The 22,926-nt window shown below is 60.5% G+C and carries 23 protein-coding genes and 4 pseudogenes; 8 read left to right on the forward strand and 19 right to left on the reverse strand.

Annotation, left to right across the window (positions count from 1 at the left end; translation table 11 throughout):
* Positions 1-87 precede the first annotated feature (87 nt).
* A pseudogene (locus tag NKI20_RS21810) lies at positions 88-668 on the reverse strand (hypothetical protein); the annotation flags it as partial.
* 439 nt (positions 669-1,107) lie between these two features.
* On the opposite strand from NKI20_RS21810, the gene NKI20_RS21815 reads away from it, so the two are divergent.
* Complete coding sequence (locus NKI20_RS21815) at positions 1,108-1,320, forward strand: DUF982 domain-containing protein (protein WP_352834228.1); 213 nt, start codon at positions 1,108-1,110, stop codon at positions 1,318-1,320.
* Positions 1,321-1,395: 75 nt separating this feature from the next.
* On the opposite strand, the pseudogene NKI20_RS21820 reads toward NKI20_RS21815, so the two are convergent.
* From NKI20_RS21820 to NKI20_RS21875, 12 genes and pseudogenes are all read right to left on the reverse strand, one after another.
* Positions 1,396-1,886: pseudogene (locus NKI20_RS21820) on the reverse strand (SOS response-associated peptidase family protein).
* A gap of 181 nt (positions 1,887-2,067) precedes the next feature.
* Positions 2,068-3,039, reverse strand: coding sequence for an amino acid ABC transporter permease (locus NKI20_RS21825; RefSeq protein ID WP_023762005.1), 972 nt, complete (start codon positions 3,037-3,039; stop codon positions 2,068-2,070).
* A gap of 19 nt (positions 3,040-3,058) precedes the next feature.
* Positions 3,059-4,339, reverse strand: coding sequence for an NAD(P)/FAD-dependent oxidoreductase (locus NKI20_RS21830; RefSeq protein ID WP_352486983.1), 1,281 nt, complete (start codon positions 4,337-4,339; stop codon positions 3,059-3,061).
* A gap of 144 nt (positions 4,340-4,483) precedes the next feature.
* Positions 4,484-5,311 carry a transporter substrate-binding domain-containing protein gene (locus NKI20_RS21835; protein ID WP_352834102.1) on the reverse strand — a complete coding sequence of 276 codons (828 nt, stop codon included), beginning with the start codon at positions 5,309-5,311 and terminating at the stop codon, positions 4,484-4,486.
* 307 nt (positions 5,312-5,618) lie between these two features.
* A complete protein-coding gene (locus tag NKI20_RS21840) occupies positions 5,619-7,037 on the reverse strand; it encodes an NAD(P)/FAD-dependent oxidoreductase (protein ID WP_352834104.1) in 1,419 nt (472 codons plus the stop codon).
* Positions 7,034-7,900: a PfkB family carbohydrate kinase gene (locus NKI20_RS21845; protein WP_352834107.1), complete on the reverse strand. Its 867-nt coding sequence runs from the start codon at positions 7,898-7,900 to the stop codon at positions 7,034-7,036. Before NKI20_RS21845 ends, NKI20_RS21840 begins: the two co-directional genes overlap by 4 nt.
* Positions 7,897-8,751, reverse strand: coding sequence for a sugar phosphate isomerase/epimerase family protein (locus NKI20_RS21850; protein ID WP_352834110.1), 855 nt, complete (start codon positions 8,749-8,751; stop codon positions 7,897-7,899). Before NKI20_RS21850 ends, NKI20_RS21845 begins: the two co-directional genes overlap by 4 nt.
* Positions 8,752-8,772: 21 nt before the next feature.
* Positions 8,773-9,633, reverse strand: a complete 861-nt coding sequence (locus tag NKI20_RS21855; protein ID WP_352834113.1) for a carbohydrate ABC transporter permease — start codon at positions 9,631-9,633, stop codon at positions 8,773-8,775.
* Positions 9,630-10,592, reverse strand: a complete 963-nt coding sequence (locus NKI20_RS21860) for a carbohydrate ABC transporter permease (RefSeq protein ID WP_352834115.1) — start codon at positions 10,590-10,592, stop codon at positions 9,630-9,632. The genes NKI20_RS21855 and NKI20_RS21860 overlap by 4 nt, the downstream gene beginning before the upstream one ends.
* A gap of 7 nt (positions 10,593-10,599) precedes the next feature.
* Positions 10,600-11,922: an ABC transporter substrate-binding protein gene (locus NKI20_RS21865; protein WP_352834118.1), complete on the reverse strand. Its 1,323-nt coding sequence runs from the start codon at positions 11,920-11,922 to the stop codon at positions 10,600-10,602.
* A gap of 28 nt (positions 11,923-11,950) precedes the next feature.
* Positions 11,951-12,964: an SIS domain-containing protein gene (locus NKI20_RS21870; RefSeq protein ID WP_023762014.1), complete on the reverse strand. Its 1,014-nt coding sequence runs from the start codon at positions 12,962-12,964 to the stop codon at positions 11,951-11,953.
* Between the two features lie 192 nt (positions 12,965-13,156).
* The gene (locus NKI20_RS21875; protein WP_031260984.1) at positions 13,157-14,179 is read right to left on the reverse strand and encodes a LacI family DNA-binding transcriptional regulator; all 1,023 of its coding nucleotides are present in this window, start codon (positions 14,177-14,179) and stop codon (positions 13,157-13,159) included.
* Positions 14,180-14,697: 518 nt separating this feature from the next.
* Between NKI20_RS21875 and NKI20_RS33765 the strand changes: the two genes are divergently transcribed.
* Together NKI20_RS33765 and NKI20_RS21885 are read left to right on the forward strand one after the other, a co-directional pair.
* Positions 14,698-15,021, forward strand: a complete 324-nt coding sequence (locus tag NKI20_RS33765; protein ID WP_023762016.1) for a hypothetical protein — start codon at positions 14,698-14,700, stop codon at positions 15,019-15,021.
* Positions 15,000-15,586, forward strand: a pseudogene (locus tag NKI20_RS21885) (SOS response-associated peptidase); the annotation flags it as partial. The gene NKI20_RS33765 and the pseudogene NKI20_RS21885, both read left to right, overlap by 22 nt.
* 29 nt (positions 15,587-15,615) lie before the next feature.
* Here the strand turns inward: NKI20_RS21885 and ligD are convergent.
* Both ligD and NKI20_RS21895 read right to left on the reverse strand, forming a co-directional pair.
* Positions 15,616-16,623, reverse strand: coding sequence for a non-homologous end-joining DNA ligase (gene ligD / locus NKI20_RS21890; protein ID WP_352834122.1), 1,008 nt, complete (start codon positions 16,621-16,623; stop codon positions 15,616-15,618).
* A 494-nt stretch (positions 16,624-17,117) separates the two neighbouring features.
* The gene (locus NKI20_RS21895; RefSeq protein ID WP_023762019.1) at positions 17,118-17,294 is read right to left on the reverse strand and encodes a hypothetical protein; all 177 of its coding nucleotides are present in this window, start codon (positions 17,292-17,294) and stop codon (positions 17,118-17,120) included.
* A 113-nt stretch (positions 17,295-17,407) separates the two neighbouring features.
* Between NKI20_RS21895 and NKI20_RS21900 the strand changes: the two genes are divergently transcribed.
* Both NKI20_RS21900 and NKI20_RS21905 read left to right on the forward strand, forming a co-directional pair.
* Positions 17,408-17,566: a hypothetical protein gene (locus tag NKI20_RS21900; RefSeq protein ID WP_156938615.1), complete on the forward strand. Its 159-nt coding sequence runs from the start codon at positions 17,408-17,410 to the stop codon at positions 17,564-17,566.
* 394 nt (positions 17,567-17,960) lie between these two features.
* A pseudogene (locus tag NKI20_RS21905) lies at positions 17,961-18,206 on the forward strand (MFS transporter); the annotation flags it as partial.
* A gap of 226 nt (positions 18,207-18,432) precedes the next feature.
* Here NKI20_RS21905 and NKI20_RS21910 read toward each other — a convergent pair.
* Positions 18,433-18,576 (reverse strand): hypothetical protein, encoded by a 144-nt coding sequence (locus NKI20_RS21910; RefSeq protein WP_352834126.1) that lies wholly within the window; start codon positions 18,574-18,576, stop codon positions 18,433-18,435.
* 188 nt (positions 18,577-18,764) lie between these two features.
* Here NKI20_RS21910 and NKI20_RS21915 point away from each other — a divergent pair, with 188 nt between their 5' ends.
* The gene (locus NKI20_RS21915) at positions 18,765-19,043 is read left to right on the forward strand and encodes a hypothetical protein (RefSeq protein ID WP_352608346.1); all 279 of its coding nucleotides are present in this window, start codon (positions 18,765-18,767) and stop codon (positions 19,041-19,043) included.
* A gap of 600 nt (positions 19,044-19,643) precedes the next feature.
* Positions 19,644-20,216: an NADPH-dependent FMN reductase gene (locus tag NKI20_RS21920; RefSeq protein ID WP_352834130.1), complete on the forward strand. Its 573-nt coding sequence runs from the start codon at positions 19,644-19,646 to the stop codon at positions 20,214-20,216.
* Between the two features lie 156 nt (positions 20,217-20,372).
* Here the strand turns inward: NKI20_RS21920 and NKI20_RS21925 are convergent, their stop codons facing one another.
* The 3 genes from NKI20_RS21925 to NKI20_RS21935 form a co-directional block, all read right to left on the reverse strand.
* Entirely contained in the window at positions 20,373-20,729 is a 357-nt protein-coding gene (locus NKI20_RS21925) for a hypothetical protein (RefSeq protein WP_352834133.1), read from the reverse strand.
* A 109-nt stretch (positions 20,730-20,838) separates the two neighbouring features.
* On the reverse strand, positions 20,839-21,405 hold the full coding sequence (locus NKI20_RS21930) for a hypothetical protein (protein WP_352834136.1): 567 nt from the start codon (positions 21,403-21,405) through the stop codon (positions 20,839-20,841).
* Positions 21,402-21,584, reverse strand: a complete 183-nt coding sequence (locus NKI20_RS21935) for a hypothetical protein (protein WP_352734233.1) — start codon at positions 21,582-21,584, stop codon at positions 21,402-21,404. The genes NKI20_RS21930 and NKI20_RS21935 overlap by 4 nt, the downstream gene beginning before the upstream one ends.
* A gap of 82 nt (positions 21,585-21,666) precedes the next feature.
* Here NKI20_RS21935 and NKI20_RS21940 point away from each other — a divergent pair, with 82 nt between their 5' ends.
* Positions 21,667-21,873, forward strand: coding sequence for a helix-turn-helix domain-containing protein (locus NKI20_RS21940; RefSeq protein ID WP_031260989.1), 207 nt, complete (start codon positions 21,667-21,669; stop codon positions 21,871-21,873).
* Positions 21,874-22,926 lie beyond the last annotated feature (1,053 nt).

Consider the following 22,926-nt stretch of genomic DNA (forward strand, 5'->3'; position numbering starts at 1 on the left):
ACAAGGCGATCTACTGGTATCGCAATGAACCGATCGCCGACTATGGCCATCGCACGGCGGCCGAGCTCGTCGCCGGCGGCCAGGTAAAATTCCCGTTGACCAATCGAGGACTTCCGGCACCTTCCAGCGCGTGTCCCCGGTGCCGTTGTCAGCGATCCTCTGCACGGCGTCGATCAGTTCTGAGTCAAGTATTCTGCCATAGTCCGGACCGGTTACGGCTCGCAACTCGAGGCGTCCATTGTCGATTTCCAGCGTCTTCACCTGCTCTGCTCGGTGGTTGAGCAGACCGTGCTGAAGGTTGATCGCCGCGAGCGGGGCTGGAAGCTGCCGCAGATAGGCGGCTGGTGCGCCGACCAGGCCGGCGAGTAAAACTCCAATGCGTGGGGGCAACCGGGGCAAGCGCACCGGGCAGCATTAGCCTCAGGCGCTCGGGGATCGTCGCGACTGGCCTCGACGCGGATTAGCTCACTTTCGACGATGCGGGTCTTGCTGCGCTCCGACCGGGCCTTCACCGAGTTCCAAAGGTCGGTGAGCGACAGGTAGCGCTCGTCCGCCGGCCGGTTGAACCATTCTGACGACACGCGGCCAATGCGCTGGCCGCGGCCGACGTCGACCTTGTAACCGGCCCGCTCGTTGCCCTTGGGCGTGTGAATTTCCATCTTGGTCATGGGTGTCGCTCCTCGGCGGGCGCCGGGAGACTCTCTCCCGGACCTTCACCCGCCGCCGCGGCCCGCCCACCCTCTCCCTCTCCCGGCATCGGCGCGCCACAGGAAGCATCGGCATTGCGGCAGCGGCCGGGTCAAGGCTGACACCATGAGAGAAGGCACGGGCATCAGGAAAGTCCGAAGACCAAGCGCCGCTTGACCTTCCGGACGCGGCAGAATTCCGCTGTGCTTTCTTGCGCACCAAGACCGGGACCCATCCGATTTTGGGTAGCGGCCTGCTGAAATTGCACAGGCAATTTGTCTGATTGAGCAACTGCAAGTTCTCTTCGAGCTTAGCCCATACATGTATGAATTGATCCACGTCATGATACGCGAAGACAGGTATCGAAGTCGAAACTGAGAGAGTAATTGCACGTCGAGCAGTTTCATCCGGCCCGTGGCGGTGCAAATTGGCCGGCATGACCGTGAGCGCGTCATGTTCGATGTGAACGACGCAGCCACGATCCTGCTGCGAAGTGTCCCTCGTCCGACGGAGAACCGAAAACTGGCTATGGATGCATGTCTTCAGGTTCTGCGTGGTGAAGCCCAGACGCCGGTAGCGAGACGCGCCTTCGTTACAGCGGCGTTAGAAGCGAAAATTCTGCGCAGCGACTGAGGTCCAAATAATATTAGCCTCGATCACAGTGGCAGCGGCGGATGGCCGGCGAGATCACCAAGTTCGAGTTTTGGTTCAAAATGCTAGCACCGCCTGTGCAGATGCTTCGCGCGGCTTCGAAACCACGAACGTGCCGGCCGGCAACGGCCGAAGCAGCTCTTCTTCCAAGCAGGTCCTGTCGAGCCAAGCCACCCGTTGATCGCGCCGCATCACTGCCACCTGTCGGTCGTGGAAGGGCGCAACGTCGTCGTTCGCCTCGATCGTCAGGATGGCATAAGCCTCACGCCAGTCACGTGTCGCCGGGCGCCAGATTCCGGCGAAAAAGACCAGTCACCGTCGGCGAGCGAGAAGCTATAGGCCTTGCCCCTGCTCCGGTGCCGGAACGAGGCAACGGTGACTGCGAAACGTCCTGCCCTAGCGCGCATGACGGTGAACGGCCTGCCTCCAATTTTGCTGGGCTGAAGGCCCCAAGGCAACTCTGCCATCTCAACATCGCCGCCGTAGCGCCTTATGATAGCGCGGCCTTCGTCGAGCGATGCGTCGGAATCGAAAACCATTGCACTCATCGTCATAACAAGAACACGGTCGCGCTGCAATGCGATCAAACGGAGGACTGATGTGCAACGACTATCGTTTGACGGTGGACGTCGCCGAACGGCATGCTGTCGCGTACAATCTGCAGCTGCTCTCCGAAGTTGGCTGTTGCGGTGCTGTGCAACTCGCTTTGGCGAAAATCACGGATGACGATCAGCGCTTGAGTGAGCGCCCGAACCGGTCCTCAATCCGCGACTGCAGGAACTCGAGCCCCATCGAGAGCAGCCAATAGATCATCGAGGCGGTGATGAGCATCTCGATGTGGCGGAACTCGGTCTGGCCCTGCGTGCGTGCGAGATACATGATCTCCCAGACCCCGACCACCGAGACCAGCGAAGAATCCTTCAGCATCGCAATGAACTGGTTGCCGGTCGGCGGTACGATGACGCGCATCGCCTGCGGCAGGATGACCAGGAACATCGTCTGGTTAGCGCTGAGGCCGAGCGCCGTAGCACCCTCGGTCTGGCCGCGCGAGATGCTTTCGATGCCGGCACGGAAGATCTCGGTCATGTACGCGCCGTAGCAAAGCGACAGCGCCATGATGCCGGCCGGCACGGCGCCGATCACGTAGCCAATCTGCGGCAGGCCGAGATAGATGATGTAGATCTGCATCAGCAACGGCAAGCCACGAAACAGAGAGGTATAGAAGGTCGCCAAGCCATAGACCACGCCGTTGCGGGAAAGTTTGGCGATGGCGCCAACGAAGGCGATGAGGGTGGCGATGGCGATCGAAATGGCCGAAATGTAGAGGGTCGTCACCACGCCCTTCGAGACGAGGAAGCCGATCTTCTTGGCGATGAACGCGAAGGACAGGTCGAAAGAATAGAAAAACAGCATTAACAACACGAACAGCTCTATCCACACCGCCACAATCTGCTGTTTGCGGCTGAGATACCGCAGCGCGTTCCAGTTCGCCGCCACGATCAATGCGATCAGCACCGCCGAGACCGCCCGCCCGATCTCAGGGTTGGCGGCGAGACACTCGACTGTCCCCGGAACAAGCTTGCCGAGCCAACTGGCTTTGATGCCGAGCCCGTACAGGCCGGCGGCGATGGCGGCGAGCATGAAGAACACGCCAACGCGGCGCGCCGCGTCCGGGTGGTTGAGCAACAGTCGGCCGATCACGTCCTCGATCTCCTTATGGTCAGCGGGCGCGCTCGCGCCACCAATCCTGCGCCTGCAGCTTCCAGTAGGTAAGTTGCGCGACTGCAAGTCCAGCCGGGCCGCCTGCCCAGGCAAGCCCAAATGGTGCGAACAGCCGGTAGCGGTCCGATTCTCCCAGTATGGCCTCGGCGATCAGCTTGCCGGCGATCGCCGTGGTGTTGATGCCATGGCCGCCAAAAGCCGTGAGGTACCAGACGCCCGGCTGCAACGCGCCGATTTGGGGCATCAAGTGGCGGGCATAAGACATGAGCCCGGACCAGGCGAGTTCGGTCTTGAGCTTTTCGAGCTGCGGATAAGTTGTGACCATCTCGCGGCGCAATTGCCACGCCAACACGCCCGGTGAGGCCGCCCGCGTGGTGATGCGCCCGCCCCAGAGCAGCCGTTTGCCGTCTTCGAGAATGCGGTAATAATCGCCAGCGCGACGGTTGTCGCCAACGGCGTCGGTTGTCGTAATCGCCTTGGCGATCAGGTCAGGCGCCTCCTCGCTCACCATGACGTAAGTGGCGATCGGCAGGAACGCCCGCTTCAGCCTGCCGACCAGTGGCCCGGTATAGCCACCGGTGGCAAATACGGCCTGGCGGGCGCGCACGTGGCCGCCGTCGGTGCGCACGATCTTTTCCGCGCCGTCAAGGTTGGCTTCAACGGCCCCCGATCTCTCGTGGATCCTGCCGCCCAGCCGTTCGATCTCTCCCGCAATGGCGCGGAGATAGTTGAGCGGATGCATGTGGAAGGCGCTGGGGTCGCGCAAGCCTTGGTAGTAGCGCTCGGAATGCAGCACCGCTCGCACCTGGTCGCGCTCGAGATAGTCGAGCCGATAGTTGAAATCCCGCGCCAGTTGCTCGGCATATGCCTTGAGCGCGGCGCCGCCATCGTGGCGAAGCACGCTCAACATACCGGAGCGCGGCCCTGCCGCCTTGATGTCGAGATCGCGGATCGTCTGCCGCACGAAATCGACGCCTTCGATGGACAGGCGGTGCAGTCTTTGTGCCGCGTCCACGCCGGCCATCGCGGCGATGTTGTCGGTGCCTGTGGCGAAGCCGGGATTGACGAAGCCGCCATTGCGACCGGAAGCGCCGAAGCCGATGCGCTGCGCCTCAAGCACGACGACCTGCTGGCCGGCGCGAGCCAGCTGCAACGCCGTCGTCAGGCCTGCCAGTCCGCCGCCGATAACGACTGTTTCGCACTGCGAAACGCCGCTCAGCGGCGGTCTGATGGTGTTGTCGGCAAGCGTGCGTCGGTAATAAGTGTCAGGATATGTCATGATCGATATGATGAGATGGCGGCACTAGAGCATTTTGAAGCCGGGCGGAGCCGCCCGGTGTCGCAGAAATGCGGTTGAACAAAACAGATGGAGCGGGATGTTCAATTTGAATGCATCCCGCCCAAGCTTCGTCCACGACGCTCCTCAGTCGGCGCTGTAATCCTTGCCGTACCACTCGGTAGTCAGCTTCGTGAGGGTACCGTCCTTCTTCATCTCGTCGAGAATGCCGCCGATCTTGGCATTCCACTCGGCATCACCTTTTTCCGCGATCACCACCAGTGGCTCACGGAAGGCATAGCCGCCTTCCAGGATACGCAACGGGTAGCCGTTCTTTATCGCGTTCTGAGCTGTCTGTTCTGGTGCGATGACCGCGTTGAGGCGCACGCCGTCACCGAGCCTCAAATCGTCGAACGGCAGCATTGAGTCGGCGAAAGTCCTGATCTCACCGGGCTCCAGCTTGTATTCGATGGGCGGCAAGCCGGGAGCATCGATCTCAAGCTGTCTGCGGACGAAATCCTCCGACGTGGTGGCGGTCTCGACGCCGATGATCTTGCCGTTAAGGTCGGCGACCGATTTGGTCGGGCTGTCCTTGTGAACCACGTAAACGTAGGGGCTGTAATAATAGATGCCTTCGAAATCGATCACCTTGGCGCGCGCCTTGGTCGGCGTCACCGAGCCGACACCCAGATCGTAGCGCCCCTGCCAATGACCGCCCGTCATCGTCGCCCAGTCCGGCGTGTCGAAACTGACCTCGACGCCGAGGCGCTTTCCGATCTCCTTCGAGACGTCGATGTCGAAGCCGACCAACTGATTGCTGTCGTCGAGGAAACTCTGCGGCGGCCAGCCGCTGTTTGTGGCGACCACCATTGCCTTCTTCGAGGTAACCCGGTCGATGGTTTCACCCGCCGACGCCGCAGACGCGAACGCTAGCGTGGTAGTGGCCAAGGCCAGCCACGCGATCAATTTCCTCACTTAAACCTCCCTCTTCATCGTTAGATATATGCGCCCTCTCCCATAGAGAAAGGGCTATTTGAGAGCGCAACATGAGATCGATCTCATATCAGACTAGGTACACATATCGACGAGGGGATCAAGTCCTTTTTCAGCGATTGGAAAGAAAACCCGGCCAGCTTTTATTTTGCCGGCAACGCGCCGACAATCGGCGGCTACAGCGACGCATCGGCGGCACTGTCGTGAAGTTTTCGGGACTTGCATCAAGGGCAGATCAGCCATCGTATCCTCCTTGGTGGCGTGAAGGACAAGACGCTCTGGACGTCGCTTATTTCTTGCGGTGGCCCGGCTTGAGCCCAGCCAGCAGATTGGTGATCCTGTCCGCCTTCCGGTTGCGGATCTCGGCCTCATTCTTGCGGCGCACCGCGCCGCGGACGAGCTTGGCGCCGAGATAGCGGAACGGCTCGGGCGGGAGCGACATCCGACGCTCGATGCCGACCAGCCCGCTGGCGCTCCAGCGATCGTTGCGCTCCAGCACGAGGCTGGCCAGTATCCGCCCGCCAATCGGCGTTTGCGCGATGCCGGTTCCGTTGAAGCCCATGCCGTAGAAGATGTTCGGATGGCCGCGCAGGTGATCGAAGACCGGAACGTGTTCGGGTACACAGTCGATGGGACCTGACCAGTCATACTCGACCCGCACGCCACGCAGCGCCGGATAGACTCTGTGCAGTTCCCGCACATTGTCACGGCCATGCTCCGGGCTGCGGTTGAAGCTGGCCCCGAAGTTTCCGGCGAACGCCAAATTGCCGCTGCCGCGGCCGAAGATCACCCTGCCCATGCTGGTGCGCTGGTAGTAGAGGACCTGTGCTTGTGAATCGCAGATTGAGGCACCATCGCGCCAACCAATGCTGTTGAGCAGCTCGGGCACGGCGGCGGTTGCGACCACTTCGCTGTCGATGACGTAGAGATGGCGGCGCAGTTCCGGCAGCGCTGAGAGCCATGCGTTCGCGGCAAGCACAACTTTCTCTGCCCGCACCCTGCCTTGTGCCGTTCGCAGCGTGCACGTCCTGCCGGTTTCGATGTCGAGGACCGGGCTGCGCTCGTGGATAATGACGCCGCGGGCCAATGCCAGCTTGCGCAATCCGATGGCAAGCTTGGCGGGATGGACCGTGCCGGCATTGGTCTCGACGACTCCGACATAGGATGCCGATGAACCGGTGCGGCCTTGAATGTCGTCGGCCGTCAGCGGCTTGAAACGGTTTTCTCCAACAGCCGCGGTCATGGCAACGGCATTCTCCCAGGCGCCTTCCTGCGCAATTGAGCTCGCGGTCCACAGCCATCCGTCCAGCCTCAGGTCCATGTCTATGGTGCCGTTTTGCTGCAGCGCCTTCAGCTCCGCAATCGATGCCACCGTGTCGGCGCAGAGCTGTCGCGCTTCTTCGAGGCCGACGACGGCACCGATCTGGTCGATTTCGGCGAACCAGGAATGAACTTGGCCGCCATTGCGCCCCGAAGCTCCTGAACCGCATAGATCGGCCTCAAGCACGATGACCCGTGTTTCCGGCGCCAATTCACGGATGCGCAGCGCCGTCCACAGGCCGGTATAGCCCCCACCGACGATCACCACGTCGGCGCGCTCGTCGCCTCTCAACGGTGCGGTCGCGGTGTCGGCGCCGATGTCCAGAAGCCAGAAGGACCGGTCGCACGGAAGCGCCACCTTCGGCTGTCGCAGACGCAGTGTCGTCACGGCCGGGCTCCCTGGGCGTCGGCAATGAAGCTGGCATATTTGGCCGGCAGCCAATCTGGTATGGGACGCGGTCTCTGGGGAAACCCGCCGAGATGTGTGCAGGTCTGCGCAGCGGCGATTGAAGCCTCGTGCAATGCCTCCGAGGCGCGAAGGCCGTCGAAACGGAAGCCGGCGAGGAAAGTGGCGATAAAACTGTCGCCGGCCCCACACGTATCCACGACATCGACAAGCGTCGCCGGCGCATGCACTATGTCATTCGAGCCATCGTCAAAGTAGGATCCGCGACGGCCGCAGGTCAAAACCACTTGGCTCGCGCCGGCGGCCCTGAGCGCGGATAGCAATGGCTCGATGGGGACATCGACATCGTCTGGGCCGGAGGCAAACAGCATCGGCACGCCGCCGAGCGGCAGTGCCAGATGTGCCGTCGATACATCAATGCTGAACGGCACACGATCCGCGACCATCCGGCGGACAAGGTCTCTGTTGGCATTGGTGCCGAGATGCACCCAGTCGGCTGCGGCGATGATCGCATAGTGCTCCGGCGACGGCATGTAGCTCTCACCGACCCCGAAGGATTCGTGCAGGAATTTGCGCTCCCCGGATTCGTCGCGAAGCAAGGTGACCGCGGTGTCGCCGGGGCGACGTTCGACGTCATCCGGCGAAAGGCCGACGCCTACCAATTCGGAAAGTACCATGTCACCCTCGGCATCCTCGCCGACAGCGCCAAAATACCGTGCCGTCCAGCCGTTGCGCCGCCATTGCGCGGCAACGTTCAGGGCGTTGCCACCGACGGTAAGCAGACCGCTGGTCAGGTAAGCGTCGAGGCAATTATCCCCGACAGCGACAAGCTTCTTCAACGTCATGCCAGCACCGTTGCGCGATTCAGGTACGGCTCGATAGCGTTGAGGCAGCGCGTCCAGGCCCCTATCGGATCCAGCGCGTAGCATCCATTGCCGAACGGCTCGAAGGTGATCTTGCCCACGTATCCGGCGCTCGCCAATTCGCTGACAAAGCGGCCGAGCGGCAGTATGCCGTCGCCCCACACAAGATGTCCGCTCGGCGTGCCGTCGACGAGTTGGACATGCGCAAGCCGAGCGCCGAACAGGTCTACATAGCCGGCCACCGTGTCGCCGGCAGTGGCCATGGCAACCGTGTCCAGCACAACATCCATGTTGTCAGCGCCGAGTTGGTCGAGCATGCGGCGCAGGCCAGCAGCGTCATTGATGACGTTGGTCTCGAATCGTTGCAGTGGCTCCAGCAGGCACCGGACACCGTTTCGGCCGGCATGCGCGGCGATCATGGCAAGCCCCTCGAGGGCGTGATCCCATGCCACCTGCGGCGCCTCGTTCTCGTAGCCTCGCCCCGGAGTCAGGAACAGGTAACGGGCGCCCAGTGCCGCGCAGATGTCCGCCGCGCGGCAGAACCGCTCGATGCTGTCACGGCGCAGGTCCTCATCGCCTGAGGCAATGTCGATCGGATATAGAACCTGCTCTGGCGTGAAGCACCAAGTGGACAAGCCGCTGTCGGCGAGCACCCGACGAACGGATTCGACCCGTGTGTCGGTGGCGTGGAAGAGGTCGAGATGCTGGGCAATCCCCCACAATTCGATCTCCCTCATGCCGAAGTCGCGGATCGTCCTGGCAACCTCATCAAACGGAAAGTGCTGAAAGCTGAAATTGGCTCCGATCAGCTGATGGGCAGCAAGCTGCGGCATGAAGGCTCCTTTCGGGAATTGTTATTTGCCGATGCCTTCGGCCAAGCCACGGATGAAGTAGCGTTGCGCGGCAAAGAACACGACCACGATGGGCAGGGCCGAGATCGTCATGGCCGCGAAGACCACGGCATAGTTGGTTCCGTGCGTTGCCATGATCGACGTCAGTCCAACCGGCAACGTCTGCACATCGCTGCCGCTCGTGAAGATCATGGCGAAGAGATATTCGTTCCAGGCAAAAAGGACGTGCAGGATGACACACGAAATGATGATCGGCCGGCACAGCGGCAAGGTGATGCGCCAGAAGATCTGACCCTCGCTGGCGCCGTCCATCGTCGCCGCCTCGTCGATGTCTTCAGGCAGATCCAGCATGTAGGCACGGATCAGGAAGGTGGTGAACGGGACCCGGAACGCCGTGTAGAGAATGATCAGCGCCCAGTAGGTGTTATAGAGACCGAGCGCTTGCAACATTTTCACCAGTGGTATGATCGCCACGGTGGGGCTGAGCATCAAGCCGCCAAGAACGATGGCAATAACCAGAGGCTTTGCCGGCATCTTCGTGCGGGTCAGGCCGAAGGCCGTCCAGGCACTGATCAGCACCGTGCATATGGCCGAAGCGACGGTCACCAGCACCGAGACTGTCACATATCCACGAACCCCTTGGTTCCACGCCTGGACGTAATTGTTCCACGACCAATGGACAGGCAGAGCGAAGGGATCGCCGAAGATCTGCGCATTGTCCTTGAAGCCGCTCAGCGCCATCCAGATCAGCGGATAGATGACGATCACAGCGAGGCAGACCAGGAAGGAATAGAGCAAAGTCGTGGCGATGGCCGACCATACAGTGACACGCCGGCTGCGACCGGCTGCGACCGTCGCACTCATAACTGCACCCGCCGTTGCTTCGTGTACCAGAGCTGTGCCGCGCCGGTGAGCATGGTGAGGACGAAGATGACGGCGGCAATCGCCGCGCCATAGCCGAAATTGTCCTCAATAAAAGCCTTTTGGTAGAGCCATGTGCCCAGCACCTGGCTGCTGTTGTTTGGCCCGCCCGCGGTCATGACCATGACCTCGTTAAACACCTGGAAGGCGCCGGTGATCGTGACAATGATCATCAGCCCCGTCATTTCCCGGGTCAGCGGAAAGGTGATGCTCCACAGCCGGCGCAGCGGACCGGCGCCATCGATCGTTGCGGCATCGTAAAGGTCGCGCGGGATCTTCTGGATGGCGATGGCAAACAAGAGCGTCGAGTAGCCAAATCCCTGCCATTGGCTCATGGCGATGATGGCATAGATGGCGGTGTACTCGTTGCCGAGCCAGGGCATGACGAACTGGCTCAGACCAACGCGGCTGAGCGCGGCATCCAGCAAGCCGATCTGCGGCTGGTAAATGAAATAGAACAGCAGTCCGGTCACGGTGATCGAGATGGCCGACGGCACGAAATAGATGGCGCGCCACAGACGGCGCCAGCGTTCGCTCCTCAGGTCCTCGATGATGGCCGCCAGCAGGAACGCGCCGAAGACCTGGAAGATAACGGAAATGATGGCGTAGAGGCAGTTGTTCCACAGCGCCAGCAGCACGACCGGGTCATGCAGCAGCCGGTCGTAATTGGCAAGGCCGACATTGGTGACCTCGCCGGTATAGATGTCCTGGTCGGTGGTGCTGACGATGAAATTGTCGACGATCGGATAGTAAACGAACCAGCCGATGAGGATGAGTGCAATCGCCGCCCATCGCAACGACGACAGATTGGCGAAGCGGGCCCGCGGCCTGTTTGGCCGTTGCGGCCTGGCGACGCCGCGAAGCACGGCGCCGCTCTCCATTGTGTCCGAGGCCCTTGCCATGGTCTGTTTATTTGACTGCGGATGCGGCCTTGCGCACCTCATCCATCACTTGTTCGGGCGTCATCGAGCCACCTGCCAGCGCCTGCAGGCTGGAGAGCCAGACGGCGGCGACGCGTGGCGGGTTGGCCGTGTCCAACCAGGGCATGAGATAGGAGGCCGCGTTGATGTCCTTGAGACCATCAACGACAGCAGCGCTCATGTTCTTTTCCGAGGCGCCGCCGATGGTGGCGCTCGGCTGGCCGTAGGGTGGCGCTGACAGGACCTGCGCGTTTTCCTTGGAGGTCGCGAACTTCATGAAATCGATCGCCAGCGGGATGTTTTTGGACGCCGCGTTGATCATGTAGCCCTCCGGCGCGCCCTCGATCGACTTGGGGTCACCCTTGGCCCCCTCCGGCACGGGCAGTCTGAAAAACCCGAAATCGGTGGGTTTGAGGGCCGAATCCGGCGTGGCGGCCTGATCGAACTCGATGATCTCCTGATAATACATGGCCGACTGCGCGTTGGTGAAGGCCTGGAGAGCCGAGGCATAGGATGTGCCGTTGACGCCGGCGCCATCGGTGCAGCGCTCTACAAGCTGGCTGAACTGCTTGAGCGCTGCGACATAACCTGCATCGCTGTAATCGGCGGTGGCCGGGTCGAAGTCGCGTTCCAGTTTTGCCTGCGGCACGTTGTAGGCGAGCAACTGGCCCGCAAAGTGGATTGCCGGCCAGGCCTCCTTGTTGCCGAACGAAATCGGTGTCGCGCCAGACTTGCGAATGGCGTCGCAGCTGGTCAACAGTTCCTCGAAAGTGGCTGGCGCCTTGAGGCCGAGCTTGGCGAAGACCTGCTTGTTGTAGCCCATGAACTTGGCATCCTGGTAAAGCGGAATGCCATAGAACTTGCCATTGTATTCGAATGCCTTGACAGCGGCCGGAGAGAGCGTCTTGCCCCAGTCGGTGTCGGGGCCGATGACGGCGCTCAGGTCGACTGCGCGATTGCCGCGCACGAAGTTGCCGCCCCAGCTTCCTGTCCAGGAGAAGTAGATATCGGGCAGCGAGTTCGAAGCAACCAAGGTCTTCGTCTTGCCCTTCACGCTGTCGTCGCTCTCCTGGATGAGTTCGACCTTCACGCCCGGATGGAGCTTTTCATAGTCGTGCGCCAGATTGACGAAATAGGGCGACAGCTGCTGCAGTCCGAACTTGGTCAGGACCGACAGCGTGCCGCTATACTCGACCTTGGCGCTGGGGTCGGCCGCAACCGGCACTGAAGCGGCGAAACTGCCGACCATCGACAGCCCCAATGATGATACCGCGGCCAGTGTGACCGCCACGACTTGCAGCGAACGTTCCATTAGCAGCTCCTTCAGAGGTGAGAGTGGATCAGTATTCAACGCGTTTGTAGTAGCGACGTGTCGTCAGCGGGTGATTGCGCAGCACCTCGAGATGCGCGCTCAGCCGCTCGAGCAAGGTGGCAAGCAGGACCGGCGAGATCATGCTCCGCACCTGGGCGGAAATGCGCGGCAACTTGACCGAGGCCGCGTCGAGCGTACGAACACGGTCCGTGTAGCGTTTGGCAAAATTTTCGACCCGGTCGGCCAACGGGCGAAGCGCATCCTCGCCTTTGAACACGAAGACGCTGACGCCTGGCTCGACCAGTTCGAGCGTGCCATGAAAGAAGTCCGCGGCGTGCACAGGGCGGGTGCGGATCCACTGCATCTCTTCGAGGATGCACATGCCGTAGTAGTTGGCTTCGGGCCAAACCGATCCTGCGCCCGTGAAGATGTGATAGGTTTCGTCCTTGATCGTCCCCGCCAGTTCGGCGGCCTTGCCCTCGAACGCGGCTTTGGCATCGGCGAGCAGGCCCGGCAACAGCTTGAGCTCGGCGACGGTCGCATCGAAGCCGTCATATTCGCCACGTTCGGCCAGAAGCGCCAAGACGATCAGTAACGTCTGCAGGTAGAACGATTCCGATGATGTGTCGTCTTCGGCGAAATTCGTGAAGTTGTGGTCAGCTTCCCGCGCTATCGGCGAGTCCGAATGGCCCGTGAGCGAGATCGTGCGGACGCCCCGTTTTTTTAGGAAGGCCATGAGTTCGACGCCTTCCTTTGTCGTACCCGACAATGAAGGGATGACGACCACAGCCTTGCTGTCGAGACCGGCTGGCGGGTCAAGCACGACCTGTGCCGGATATGCCGCGCATACCGGGAAGGTGGAGTAACGCTGCGCCAATTCGATCGCCGGGAGCGTCAGGAGCTGCACGCCGCCGGTACCCATGAAAAACAGTCGCTCGACGCCCTCCGAAATCAGCGTGCGCATGAGCGAGCGCGCCTCGCCCGCGATGGCAACGGCCCCGCTCTGAATCCTTATGAAGCGATCTTTGTCGAAGTTCAGCATGTAGTTCTTCCTTGTACTCGGATGCGGTAGAGCCTCTATCCAGGCGCAAGGATCGAAGCGCCCGTCTCACCAGCCTTTGATCAGTCCCGGCCAATGTGAGATCGATCTCACATCCGGATAATGGCCATGCAATTCCGCGGTTGGCAAGCCCTTGCCGACAAAATTGTTGGTAACGGAGGAATCCCGGCGTTGTCAGCGCCTGCTGAATCGAGCAACCGAACCGCGCACGATCAGGCGCGTCGGGAACCGGATATGGCGAGGCGCGATCTTTTTGCCGGCCAACCGTTCCAGCAGAAGCTTGGCAGCCAGCGGCCCGATCTCCGAGATCGGCTGGGCCACCACGGTGATCTGGGGGTCGGTGAAGGTGGCGAGATTGAAGTCGTCGAAGCCCACCAATGACACGTCGTGGGGGATCGACAGGCCCATCGAGCGCAGACCGAGAAGTGCGCCCTGGGTCATCAGGCTGTCCACGGTGAACAGGGCCGTCGGGCGGTTGCGGCGGCTGAACAGGCGGATGGTTGCGTCGACGGCATGTTCGACGGTCGAGCGCGACACGCTGATCAGCGATTCGTCGAGCGCAATGCCATGCGATTGCAATGAATTCTGGTATCCGGCAAGACGTTCCTGCGCGGTGAAGATGCGCGACTCGTCGCGCAGCAGTCCGATCCGTTGATGGCCATTGGCGACGAGGTAGTCCACGGCCTCGCCCGCCCCGCCCTCATTGTCGACGACGACACTGTCGCAGTGCAGCTCTTTGACGACGCGGTCGATCAGCACGACCGGCGCGCCTTCACGCACCAGCTGGACGATGTGCTCGCTGTCGGTTGCGGAGGTTGGCGCTAGGATGAAGCCGCGGATGCTCAACGACCGCAGGCTTTCCAACAGCTCCTTTTCCTGTTCGACATTTTCCTCGCTGCTGGCAATCAGCAGGTTGTGGCGATGCTTGCGGAGCTCAACCTCGATGTCGTGGGCGATGCGTGCGAAGAACGGATTCTGGATATCGCCGGGCACGAAGCCGACGATCGGCAACTGACCGCTGCGCAGGGCCTGCGCCACGAGATTGGCCCGATAGCCCAGTTTTTCGGCGGCTTCCACAACCCGCAGCGCGGTCTCGTCGCCGACATAACCGTAGCTGTTGAGCGCACGCGCCGCCGTGGCGCGCGACACATTGGCCGCGGCGGCAACGTCCTTCAAGGTGATCCCTTTCTGCGTCACGGCTACTTGTCCTCCTGCAACCCTGACATTGATCGCATCGTGCTTCCGGCTCTGCGTTGCATTTATCTTGTGCGGCATATCCGCGAATTCTCAAACTTCCAACGCAGCTTGTGCACGCTCTTTCCTCAAGCGTCCTATCATCGATTTTGGAAGAAGTGCTGAAACTGCGAACTCTGGCCGGTCGGCTCACCGGCGGCGCCTTATCCTGGCTCGAAAAACCAGACAAGGAGTGGGGGCTCGTCGAGCGAGTAGGGCGACGTTTGGGAACGGAACCAATCCCAGAAATATTTTGTTGGTATCTTTGTTGGTACACGGTCGGCCGAGCACCAACCTAATAACCTGAGAAGAAAGTACAATTCTCTACGCTTCGAATCGGCCTCTGGTCGTTTCGTTGCTCCGGCTGTGTGGACGATTCTGGCGTTACAGCCAAGCCACCTAAATGGAGCAGGTCTATGGCTATCTGATCGGCCCTCGGGTTCCGCCACCGCGTCGAGGCCATCGTCGAAAAGTTCTCTGTTATGCAGGAGGACCTGGCCAAGGAACGCAACGCCACAACACGCCTGTGGGCCAAGCGGGAGACTCAAATACAAGGCGTAGTCGAGTCGACCGTCGACCGGCTACGGCCTGCCTCCAACTTCGCTGGGCTGAAGACCCCAAGGCAGCTCTGCCATCCCAAGATCGCTCCCGGAGCGCCTTATGATGAGACGGCGTTCATCGAGCGATGTGTGGAATCGAAAACCTTCGCGCTCATGTCCGCGCGAACAAAACAGGAACACGATCGCGGTGCGATGCGATCAGACGGAGGACCCACGGAGGACCGATGTGCAATGACTATCGATTGACCGTGGATGTCGCTTCGATCGTGGAGGACTTCGCCGACCTGAAGATCAAAATCCGCTTCGGCGAAGGAGCGCCGAACCTCGAGACGCGCGAGGACATCAAGATCACGGACGTGGCGCCGATCATCAGGACGATCGAGGGCGTCCGAGGCGAAGGTGATATGATGCAACGTCGCTGGAGCTGGCCGGACCAAACAGGCGGCCGGTCTATAATTTCCGTTCGGAGGGCCGAGAATTCACCTCCGGTCGCTGCCTGATCGTGGCGGACGGCTTCTACGAATTCACCGATCCCGAAGACCCCAAGAAGAAGCGCAAGGACAAGTGGCTCTTCACAAAGAAGGAGGAGCCGATCTTCTGCATCGCTGGCATCTGGCGTGAAACGCCTGAGGTCGGCGAGGCATTCACCATGCTGACGATGGAGCCAGGACCCGACATCGCGCCCTACCACGACCGGCAGATCGTCATCCTCGATCGCAGCGCGTGGGCGGATTGGCTCGACCCTTCGGTGTCGGCCAAGTCGCTGATCAAGCCTCTTTCACCCGGCACGCTGCAGGTAGAGCAAGTCGGATGGATGAACCGGTCGGCGACCGATGCCGATCAGGGATGGGGCACGGAACGCACCACCTGCCGGGCCGGCTTATCCTGCCGCTCACCTTGATACGAGACCTGACGCAGGAGATTGTCTTCAGTCCAGGTGAGATAGGTGACCTCGACCACCATTTCAGGCTTGACCCAATGGACGCGCGACAGCTCAAGCGGCGAGCCGAACCGGCTCTCGCGTGGCGGTGGGACGTCGAGCGGCATTCGATCTACCTGAAGTGGTCCAAGCCGGCCAGCCAATCGCTTGAGCTCTGCAATCGTGATGCCTGTGCCGGCGCGGCCTGCGTACATCAGACGACCATCATAGGTGTAGTAGCCGAGAAGCAGCGAGCCGATATGGGGGCGGCTTCCAGTTGGATCGGTCCAGCCGACGACGATGAATTCCTCTCTGTTGAGACACTTTGACTTGACCCATAGCCCGCGATTGCCGGATGCATAGGCGCTGGCGATCCGCTTTGAGATAGCGCCCTCGAGTGCAAGCCGGCAGGCGTGCTTGCGGAACGCAGGCCCGTCGCCGATCACGTGATCGCTGAAACGCAGGCCAGGCATATCGGACGAAAACAGGCCCTCCAGTCGCGCCTTGCGATCTATCAGCGGCAGCTTCGCAATGCTTTCTCCGTTGAGAAATAGAAGGTCGAAAGCAAAGAAGACAAGATCGCCCGTGCGGCCTTCGACCATGCCGGCCTGCAGGCGGCTGAAGGAGGTGACGCCGTCTGCCCGAACGGCGCACAGCTCCCCGTCGACATATGCCTCTTTCACCGGGAGCGCGCGCAGGGCCGCTATCGTCGTTCGATAGCGATGCGACCAATCGAGGCCGGTGCGGGTAAGCAAGCGGATGTCGCTGCCGTCGATCCGCGCGTGCATGCGGTATCCGTCGTACTTGATTTCGTGAAGCCAGTTCGGGCCGTCGGGCGCTTCGTCGACCAGGCGCGTGAGCTGGGGCTCGATCCATTTCGGCGGATGCGTTTTGTTCGGCTTTGTGGGATTCACCGTCTTGCGCGCCAATTGAGATAAGCGTCGTCATGCGGGCGAGACTACCACATGATAACCGCTGCAGCTTTATCGGAAATCCCGCGTTTTCACGTTGATGCGGTCGATGTGCTCGCAGGGGTCTTATCCCGAATCGGAGACTATGCCGATCAAACTGCCTAAGCCGCGGGACTGCCGGTAGAAAACGCCGCCGCGGCTCGGCATAGTCACGATCTTCGGCGTCCAGTCTCCGTTCGGGTGGAAAGCGGAAGGGCAGCTTTCTGGATGCCACCGGCGATCCCCTGCAAGGCAACCAGGAGGGCGTTGCCGATCAGACACTCTCAAGTTTTGGCGCGAGAATAAAATCGAAACGGGCCCGGCCTAAGCCAGTGGTGGCGGCTCCCTCGAGCTGTAATGCCGCCCGCAATGTGCGGACGGTACTTTGATTGAATTAATCAAAGATTCGGAATTTTGGTTGCGCATGACGGGCATGCGGGTAGAGCAGAATAGCCGTCGCCGAAGGATTGCCCCTAGTCTTCCTTCAAAGCCTCTGCCTCGTCTTTAAGTTTCTGCCAGTCCGCGCCATGCTTGCGAAGCAGCGCTCTGGCCTGTTTCGGAGAGACGTCGGTCACCTCCGCCAGGTGCTCAACTTCCAGTTCTGCGCCCTTCACCACGCGGCTTGTGTCGTTCGTCTTCTTGGCGACCATATTCTGCGCTCCTCGCCCATCGATCACAGGCAACGAGCGCCGGTGAGCATTGTTCCGGACCTATGGAACTATCTGCCCCCCGCATTGGTTTCTCGATTGAAGGGAGGACGATCATGCTAAAATTTTTACTTGGTTTTAGCGCGCTCTGGGCGATGTTCCAAATCGGTAGGGAGTTCGGCAGAGCCGAGGCAGAAGTCATGTTGTCGCCTCCCGTCGATTACGATCGCCATCGATCGACAAAGAGCGATGCGGAATACGGCGATCCGACCTGACATTGTCATTCGCCGGCCGCAGGTCGGGGATCTGATGCCGTAGAATTCCGGCCGGCTGAGGCGACGAACCTGACCGGTGCCGCCGCCTATGGCGATGGTTGCTGATGTCATCTGCGCTCCACAATGTTCGCCGGAGAGGGGCCGCCTGAATGGCGAGAGCTTTCGAGCGTCCCTTGCCGCATATAGCCTCGCTCAGTGTCTGTTGCTTTGCGCCAATCCGGGACTCAGTGCGCTGATCGATATCTCGCAACCCCCGCTGCTGATGTCGAAGCCTTCTTCGCCTGGCTCTCGGAGCAAGGCGATCTCTTTTCGCTGATTGCTGAGATCGGCATTCGGTCCTTGAAAAGCTTTCGCACCCTCGAGCTCGTATTGGTTCGGATGCTGGAGCGGATCCTGGGGCGCGGTTTCCTACGGCATCTACACGATGTCGATCATCGAGCTCGGCGAGCGCTTCACCGGCTCGACACTGGTCGCCGGCAATGCCGCCTTCTCGCTGATGTGGGGCGTTGGCGGCATTGCGGTGGCGCCGTTGGCGGGCACCGCCATGGATGTGCTGGGTGCCGGTGGGCTGCCGATCACGCTTGGCCTGATGTGTCTGGCGCTGGCGATCGCGAGCGTCGTTGGTCGAAGGTCAGCCTGATGCGATCGTGGGATGCCGCAGCCGGTCATCCCCTTGCCATCTCGAAATTGTCCATATGTCACAATCGGCATGACGTTCCTCAAGGTGTATCCGACGCAGCATGTCCTGAATTTCAGCGACACGGTCAAAGTCGGCTATCAGCCAAACGTGGGACAGTTCCGAATTCGCAAATACGTCGGGGAAGCCGCCGCAATTGGTCGACGCACTTATAGGGTGATCCGTCCTATCAGGCGTCGGCGTCGATGTCCGGCGTTCTCGTCTTGATGGCATGAACCCGCCGCCAATCGAGACCTGCAAACATGTGTTCGAACTGGGCGTGGGTCAGTATCATCAGTCCATCCTTGATACCGAGGCCAGGTGAAGCTGCCATGACGATACCGGAGCCATCCCAGTAGATTAGCTTCAGCCGATCTGCCTTACGAGCGCAACCCCAACGATGCAGACGGACTGCTCATGAAGGGTCGGTTGATGACCTGTCGTGGGCGACACGAAGAGGCATTGACTTGTTTGGAGGCAGCCGATCGCCTCAATCCACTGCGCTCTCGCTGGTCCCGTCCTTTGTCCGGCATCGCCCTTTTTTCCCTTCGGCGCTTCGAAGAGGCCACCCATGCGTTCAAACTGACGCCGGTGCCAACCCCATGGTCGGTCGCGCGGCTCGCGGCGTGCTACGCCCAGCTTGGTCGGACAGCAGAGGCACAGGCAGCCGTGGCGGAGGTCCTGCGGCTGCAGCCCAATTTCTCGACTGTCGAATACATGCGCAAGAGCGTTTTCCTTGAACACGCCGACGACCGAGAGCTTCTCCGCGAAGGACTGACCAAGGCGGGATTGCCGGCGTGAGGGGCCGTGCCAGAGCAGTTGGTGGCTACCGTGGTAACGGTCGTTCCCTCGCGCAGCGTGTCCGACAGATGCGCCTGTTTCTCCTCATCGCTCTCCGCCCCGACCAACCCATGGCCGAATACGCTCGGCAAATCGACCTCGCTCCCGGTGGGCCGTCAGGCCGTCATTTCGCTGCCCTGAGGTCGGTCGATGAAACTGAAGGATATGGCACCAAGAAGCAACGTCACACCGGGCTTGGCCTGATCGAGACGTACCCCGACCCCAACGACAAGCGCAATCAGTTGGCCCGCCTGTCCGGAAGGGGTGAAGGGGTCCTCAACTCAATCGTTCATTTCATTGAGGAGGATCAGACCTTCGGACAGCAATACCGTGAGGTCGGTGCCTCCCATCCCGGAATGATCTGGCGGGATGGCGCCAAGCGCAATCGACGCTTGGGGATTGTGCCCGCTAATCCCATTAGTCCCACCGCTAAAAGGCCGCCACAAGCGGCAGCGCCCATAGGGCTGCAAACATTCGGGAACCGATGTCTGGTGCGCGCGTTCGAGCATGGGGACTGCGCTGTCAGCCGCATACTGGCAGTCTCCCGAGGAGGTATCCCCAATGACCGCTTACAAAGTCGGTTATCTCATTGGCAGCCTTGCCAAGGGCTCACTCAATCGGAAGCTGGCCAAGGCGCTGGTGAATTTAGCGCCGGCCGAGCTCTCGATGACTGAAATCCCGTTCAAGGACCTACCGCTCTACAGCTACGACTACGACGCAAATTTTCCTCCGCCGGCAAGGGCCTTCAAGGATGCACTCGCCGGGGTCGAAGCCGTGTTGTTCGTCACACCGGAGTACAACCGCTCTATCCCAGGCGGATTGAAAAACGCGATCGACTGGGCGAGCCGTCCCTACGGTCAGAACTCGTTCACCCGAAAGCCGTCGGCTGTCATCGGCACTTCGCCGGGTTCGATCGGCACCGCGCTGGCGCAGCAAAGCCTTCGCGGCGTTCTTGGCTTCTGCAACTCCCCACAGATGAACTCGATCGAGGCCTACATCCAGTTTAAACCCAGCCTGATCACCGACGAAGGTGAGGTCACCGACCCCACGACCGAGGAGTTCCTGCGCGACTACATGCTGCAATTCCACGGCTTCATTGCAAGGGTCTATACCGCCCTTCCCAGACCGACCTAACGCCTGTCGAATAGGGGCTTGGCGTCCACAAGTCCCCGACACATGCCGTAGAACCCGCCACCGTGAGGCAGCGGGCTCGTCGCGCCCCTGCGATTGGAATTCGTTTGGTTGCCAGTTCTTCGACTTTGTTTGGGCATATCCAGCGCAGCCTGATGATCACTTATAGAACCAGCGATCCTGACTAGGCCCAGTAGCGTTGAGGGTGAGACCCAATAGCAGACCTAATGCGGCGCCGAGAATGAAGGCGCTCGACACCGTACCCGGATTGTCTTCGAGGGCACCGGAAACAGATTGAGCCCCAGTCCGGAGCGCCTGGGCTGTACGGCCAGCGCGATCGGCAGCGCTGTCATACCAGCCTGTGGCTTCCTCGATGGCCTCTTCGGCGCGCTCTGCCAGCGTTCGATTGATCTTGTTGATTTCCCGCTTCAGCTGAGCGACCTGCTTCTCCAAGGCTTCCTGAGCTTCGCGCTGGGTCGGTCTCGGTGTCGCGGCTTCGTTTTGGTCGGCGGCCATTTTCAACCTCCCTTGATTGTCATGCTCAACGGCTGGCCGCTGCGTAAGGTTCCTGTCAGCGAAAAAAGCCCGCCACCGTGAGGCAGCGGGCCACCAGTTGCCTTCACGCTCAACTCAGGCGAGCTGCAAGGCGCCTGATATCTGTGGCGATCGACAGGAACGCCGCGTTCGGATCGCCAAAATCCTCTAGTCCCAACATGTCGCTCACGCGAAGCTTTACCGTCATGCCTTCAAGGGTATGGGCAGGGACCGCGCAAATGCGCTTGCCTATTTCCCATTCCTCGTCGCAAATCGCGTTGAATGCTTCTTCGGCAGCGTCAACCCCGTCTTCGCGGTTGATCTCTTCCCATTTGGCGGTGCGCGCATCCTGCAAGGCCTTGTTCTCGGCTTTCTGTTCTTCGATCTGCTTGGACCATGCGGCGTAGATGGCCGGCCTCTTGTTGTGCGCCATGTCTGCAATCGTCATGGCGTTGAACGCAGTCCTCACGTCTTCCGGCATGTCCGGCTCCTTCCACGCCGAAGGTCTCGGCGGGTAGAGCTTTTCGCATCGTCTACGAACCTTCCTGCATACCTTCGCCGCTCTTTCCCTCCGGGTGCGGGCTTGTTCCAGTTCCTTTTCGAGCCGGAACAGCTCGGTGTCTGTGCTTTCGAAGTGCGAATGATTGACCATGTTCATCGGATATTCCTTCTCTCCAGGAAACCCGCCGCTTCTGTCAGTCCAGATGATTCGGCTTTACGTGAGGTTACCGCTGCGATGGAGGCGGCACCGATACCGGCCAGGATGGTGCGGCGGGAAAATCTCCCGATGGCAGCGGGCATAGCTTCGCGGGCCGCCGGAACATAGGTGTTCGGCATTTGGAATTCCCCTTCAGTTGTGATACTTACACTTGTGAAAATAGCACAAGAGCGAAGAGTTGTGAAGCCTGCACAAGTGAGGATGGCTAGAGCCGCTTTGAATTGGTCGTTGGCCGACCTGTCAAAGGCCGCCGGAGTTCATCGCAACACCATCTCAAATTTCGAGACAGGCAAGTATGGCGGTTCGGAGGATGCCTTGGCTGCAATCGAGCGCGCCCTCGAATCTGCCGGCATCGAGTTCATCGCCGAGAATGGCGGCGGCGCCGGGGTGAGGCTGCAGAAGCCCTGAGATCCCGAGGGGAGCCGGCTTGCGCGTGCGCGCCAGTTGCGCGATTGTCCATCGCAGGGATAGGAGGGCTTTCCTTTGAATAGGTGGCTTTTGATGGCCTCAACGCTGCTATCGCGGCAGTTGCGACGTTCTTTGTGCTTAACAGTGACTACAACCCGTTCGCATCCCCAATGAGCCGAGCTTGCGAAGCAGTCCTAAAGAAACGACTTCACGCGCCAGCCGGCTATAAGCGGGTAGAGACTTCGGAAAGTTCCGAACCCATACCTTTGGAAGACTATTTAAAGGACCGCGACGCCACCACCGAATCAGATCGGGATCTATGGACCAGGATGTACAGCGACGACTCCGGTCGCAAAAATCCGCCGACAAAGTTCACGCTCTTCATCGCCTATGACGCCCCCCAACGCCTATGGAACGCCGGTTCGTGGCCTTTCAATGTGCGAATACCGATCCCTCTCAGCCAGCAAATCCGACGCAGCATGGTATTCGGTGATTGTCGATAACTTCACGCAGACTGGTTGGTTAAGAGGCTAATACTCAAGGGCAACGTGCAGAAGTGATTCCGCTCTACATCGCCGCAATCGGTGTCGTGATGCTCGCTGGCGCGGTCTGGCGCTATAGGCAGCGCGACATGCTAGGGATGTCCGTCTGCCTCCTGATGGCAGCGTTCGCGGTTTTGTTGCTGGTGCTTCCGGCGAGGCCCTAACGTCGCTTCGGCTTCGTCGTGATCTCTTCCACCCGGGCGTTCACGCCGTCCTGCACCATTGCCTGCTCAAGCGCGTCCGCTTCGGCCTTGTCCTTGGTCGTCAAGATCGTGCGCCAACGGGGCTTGTCGAACACGCTGACGATAGAGGTCGTGGCCCGGCTTGTCGTGACCTATCGGAGCCCGAAGAAGCTCAATATCGCCAACACGATGACAATCGCTCCAACGATCCAAATGATATTGTTCATGATCATTCTCCGGTTTAGGAAGCCCGCGCCTCTCCGAGGCCTGATCTTTGGCAGGCGATGGAGGCACCACTGATGCAAGCTTCAACTTTTAGAAGCCGCTAA

The sequence above is a fragment of the Mesorhizobium sp. M0830 genome, from assembly GCF_040319965.1.
Taxonomy (GTDB): Bacteria; Pseudomonadota; Alphaproteobacteria; order Rhizobiales; family Rhizobiaceae; genus Mesorhizobium.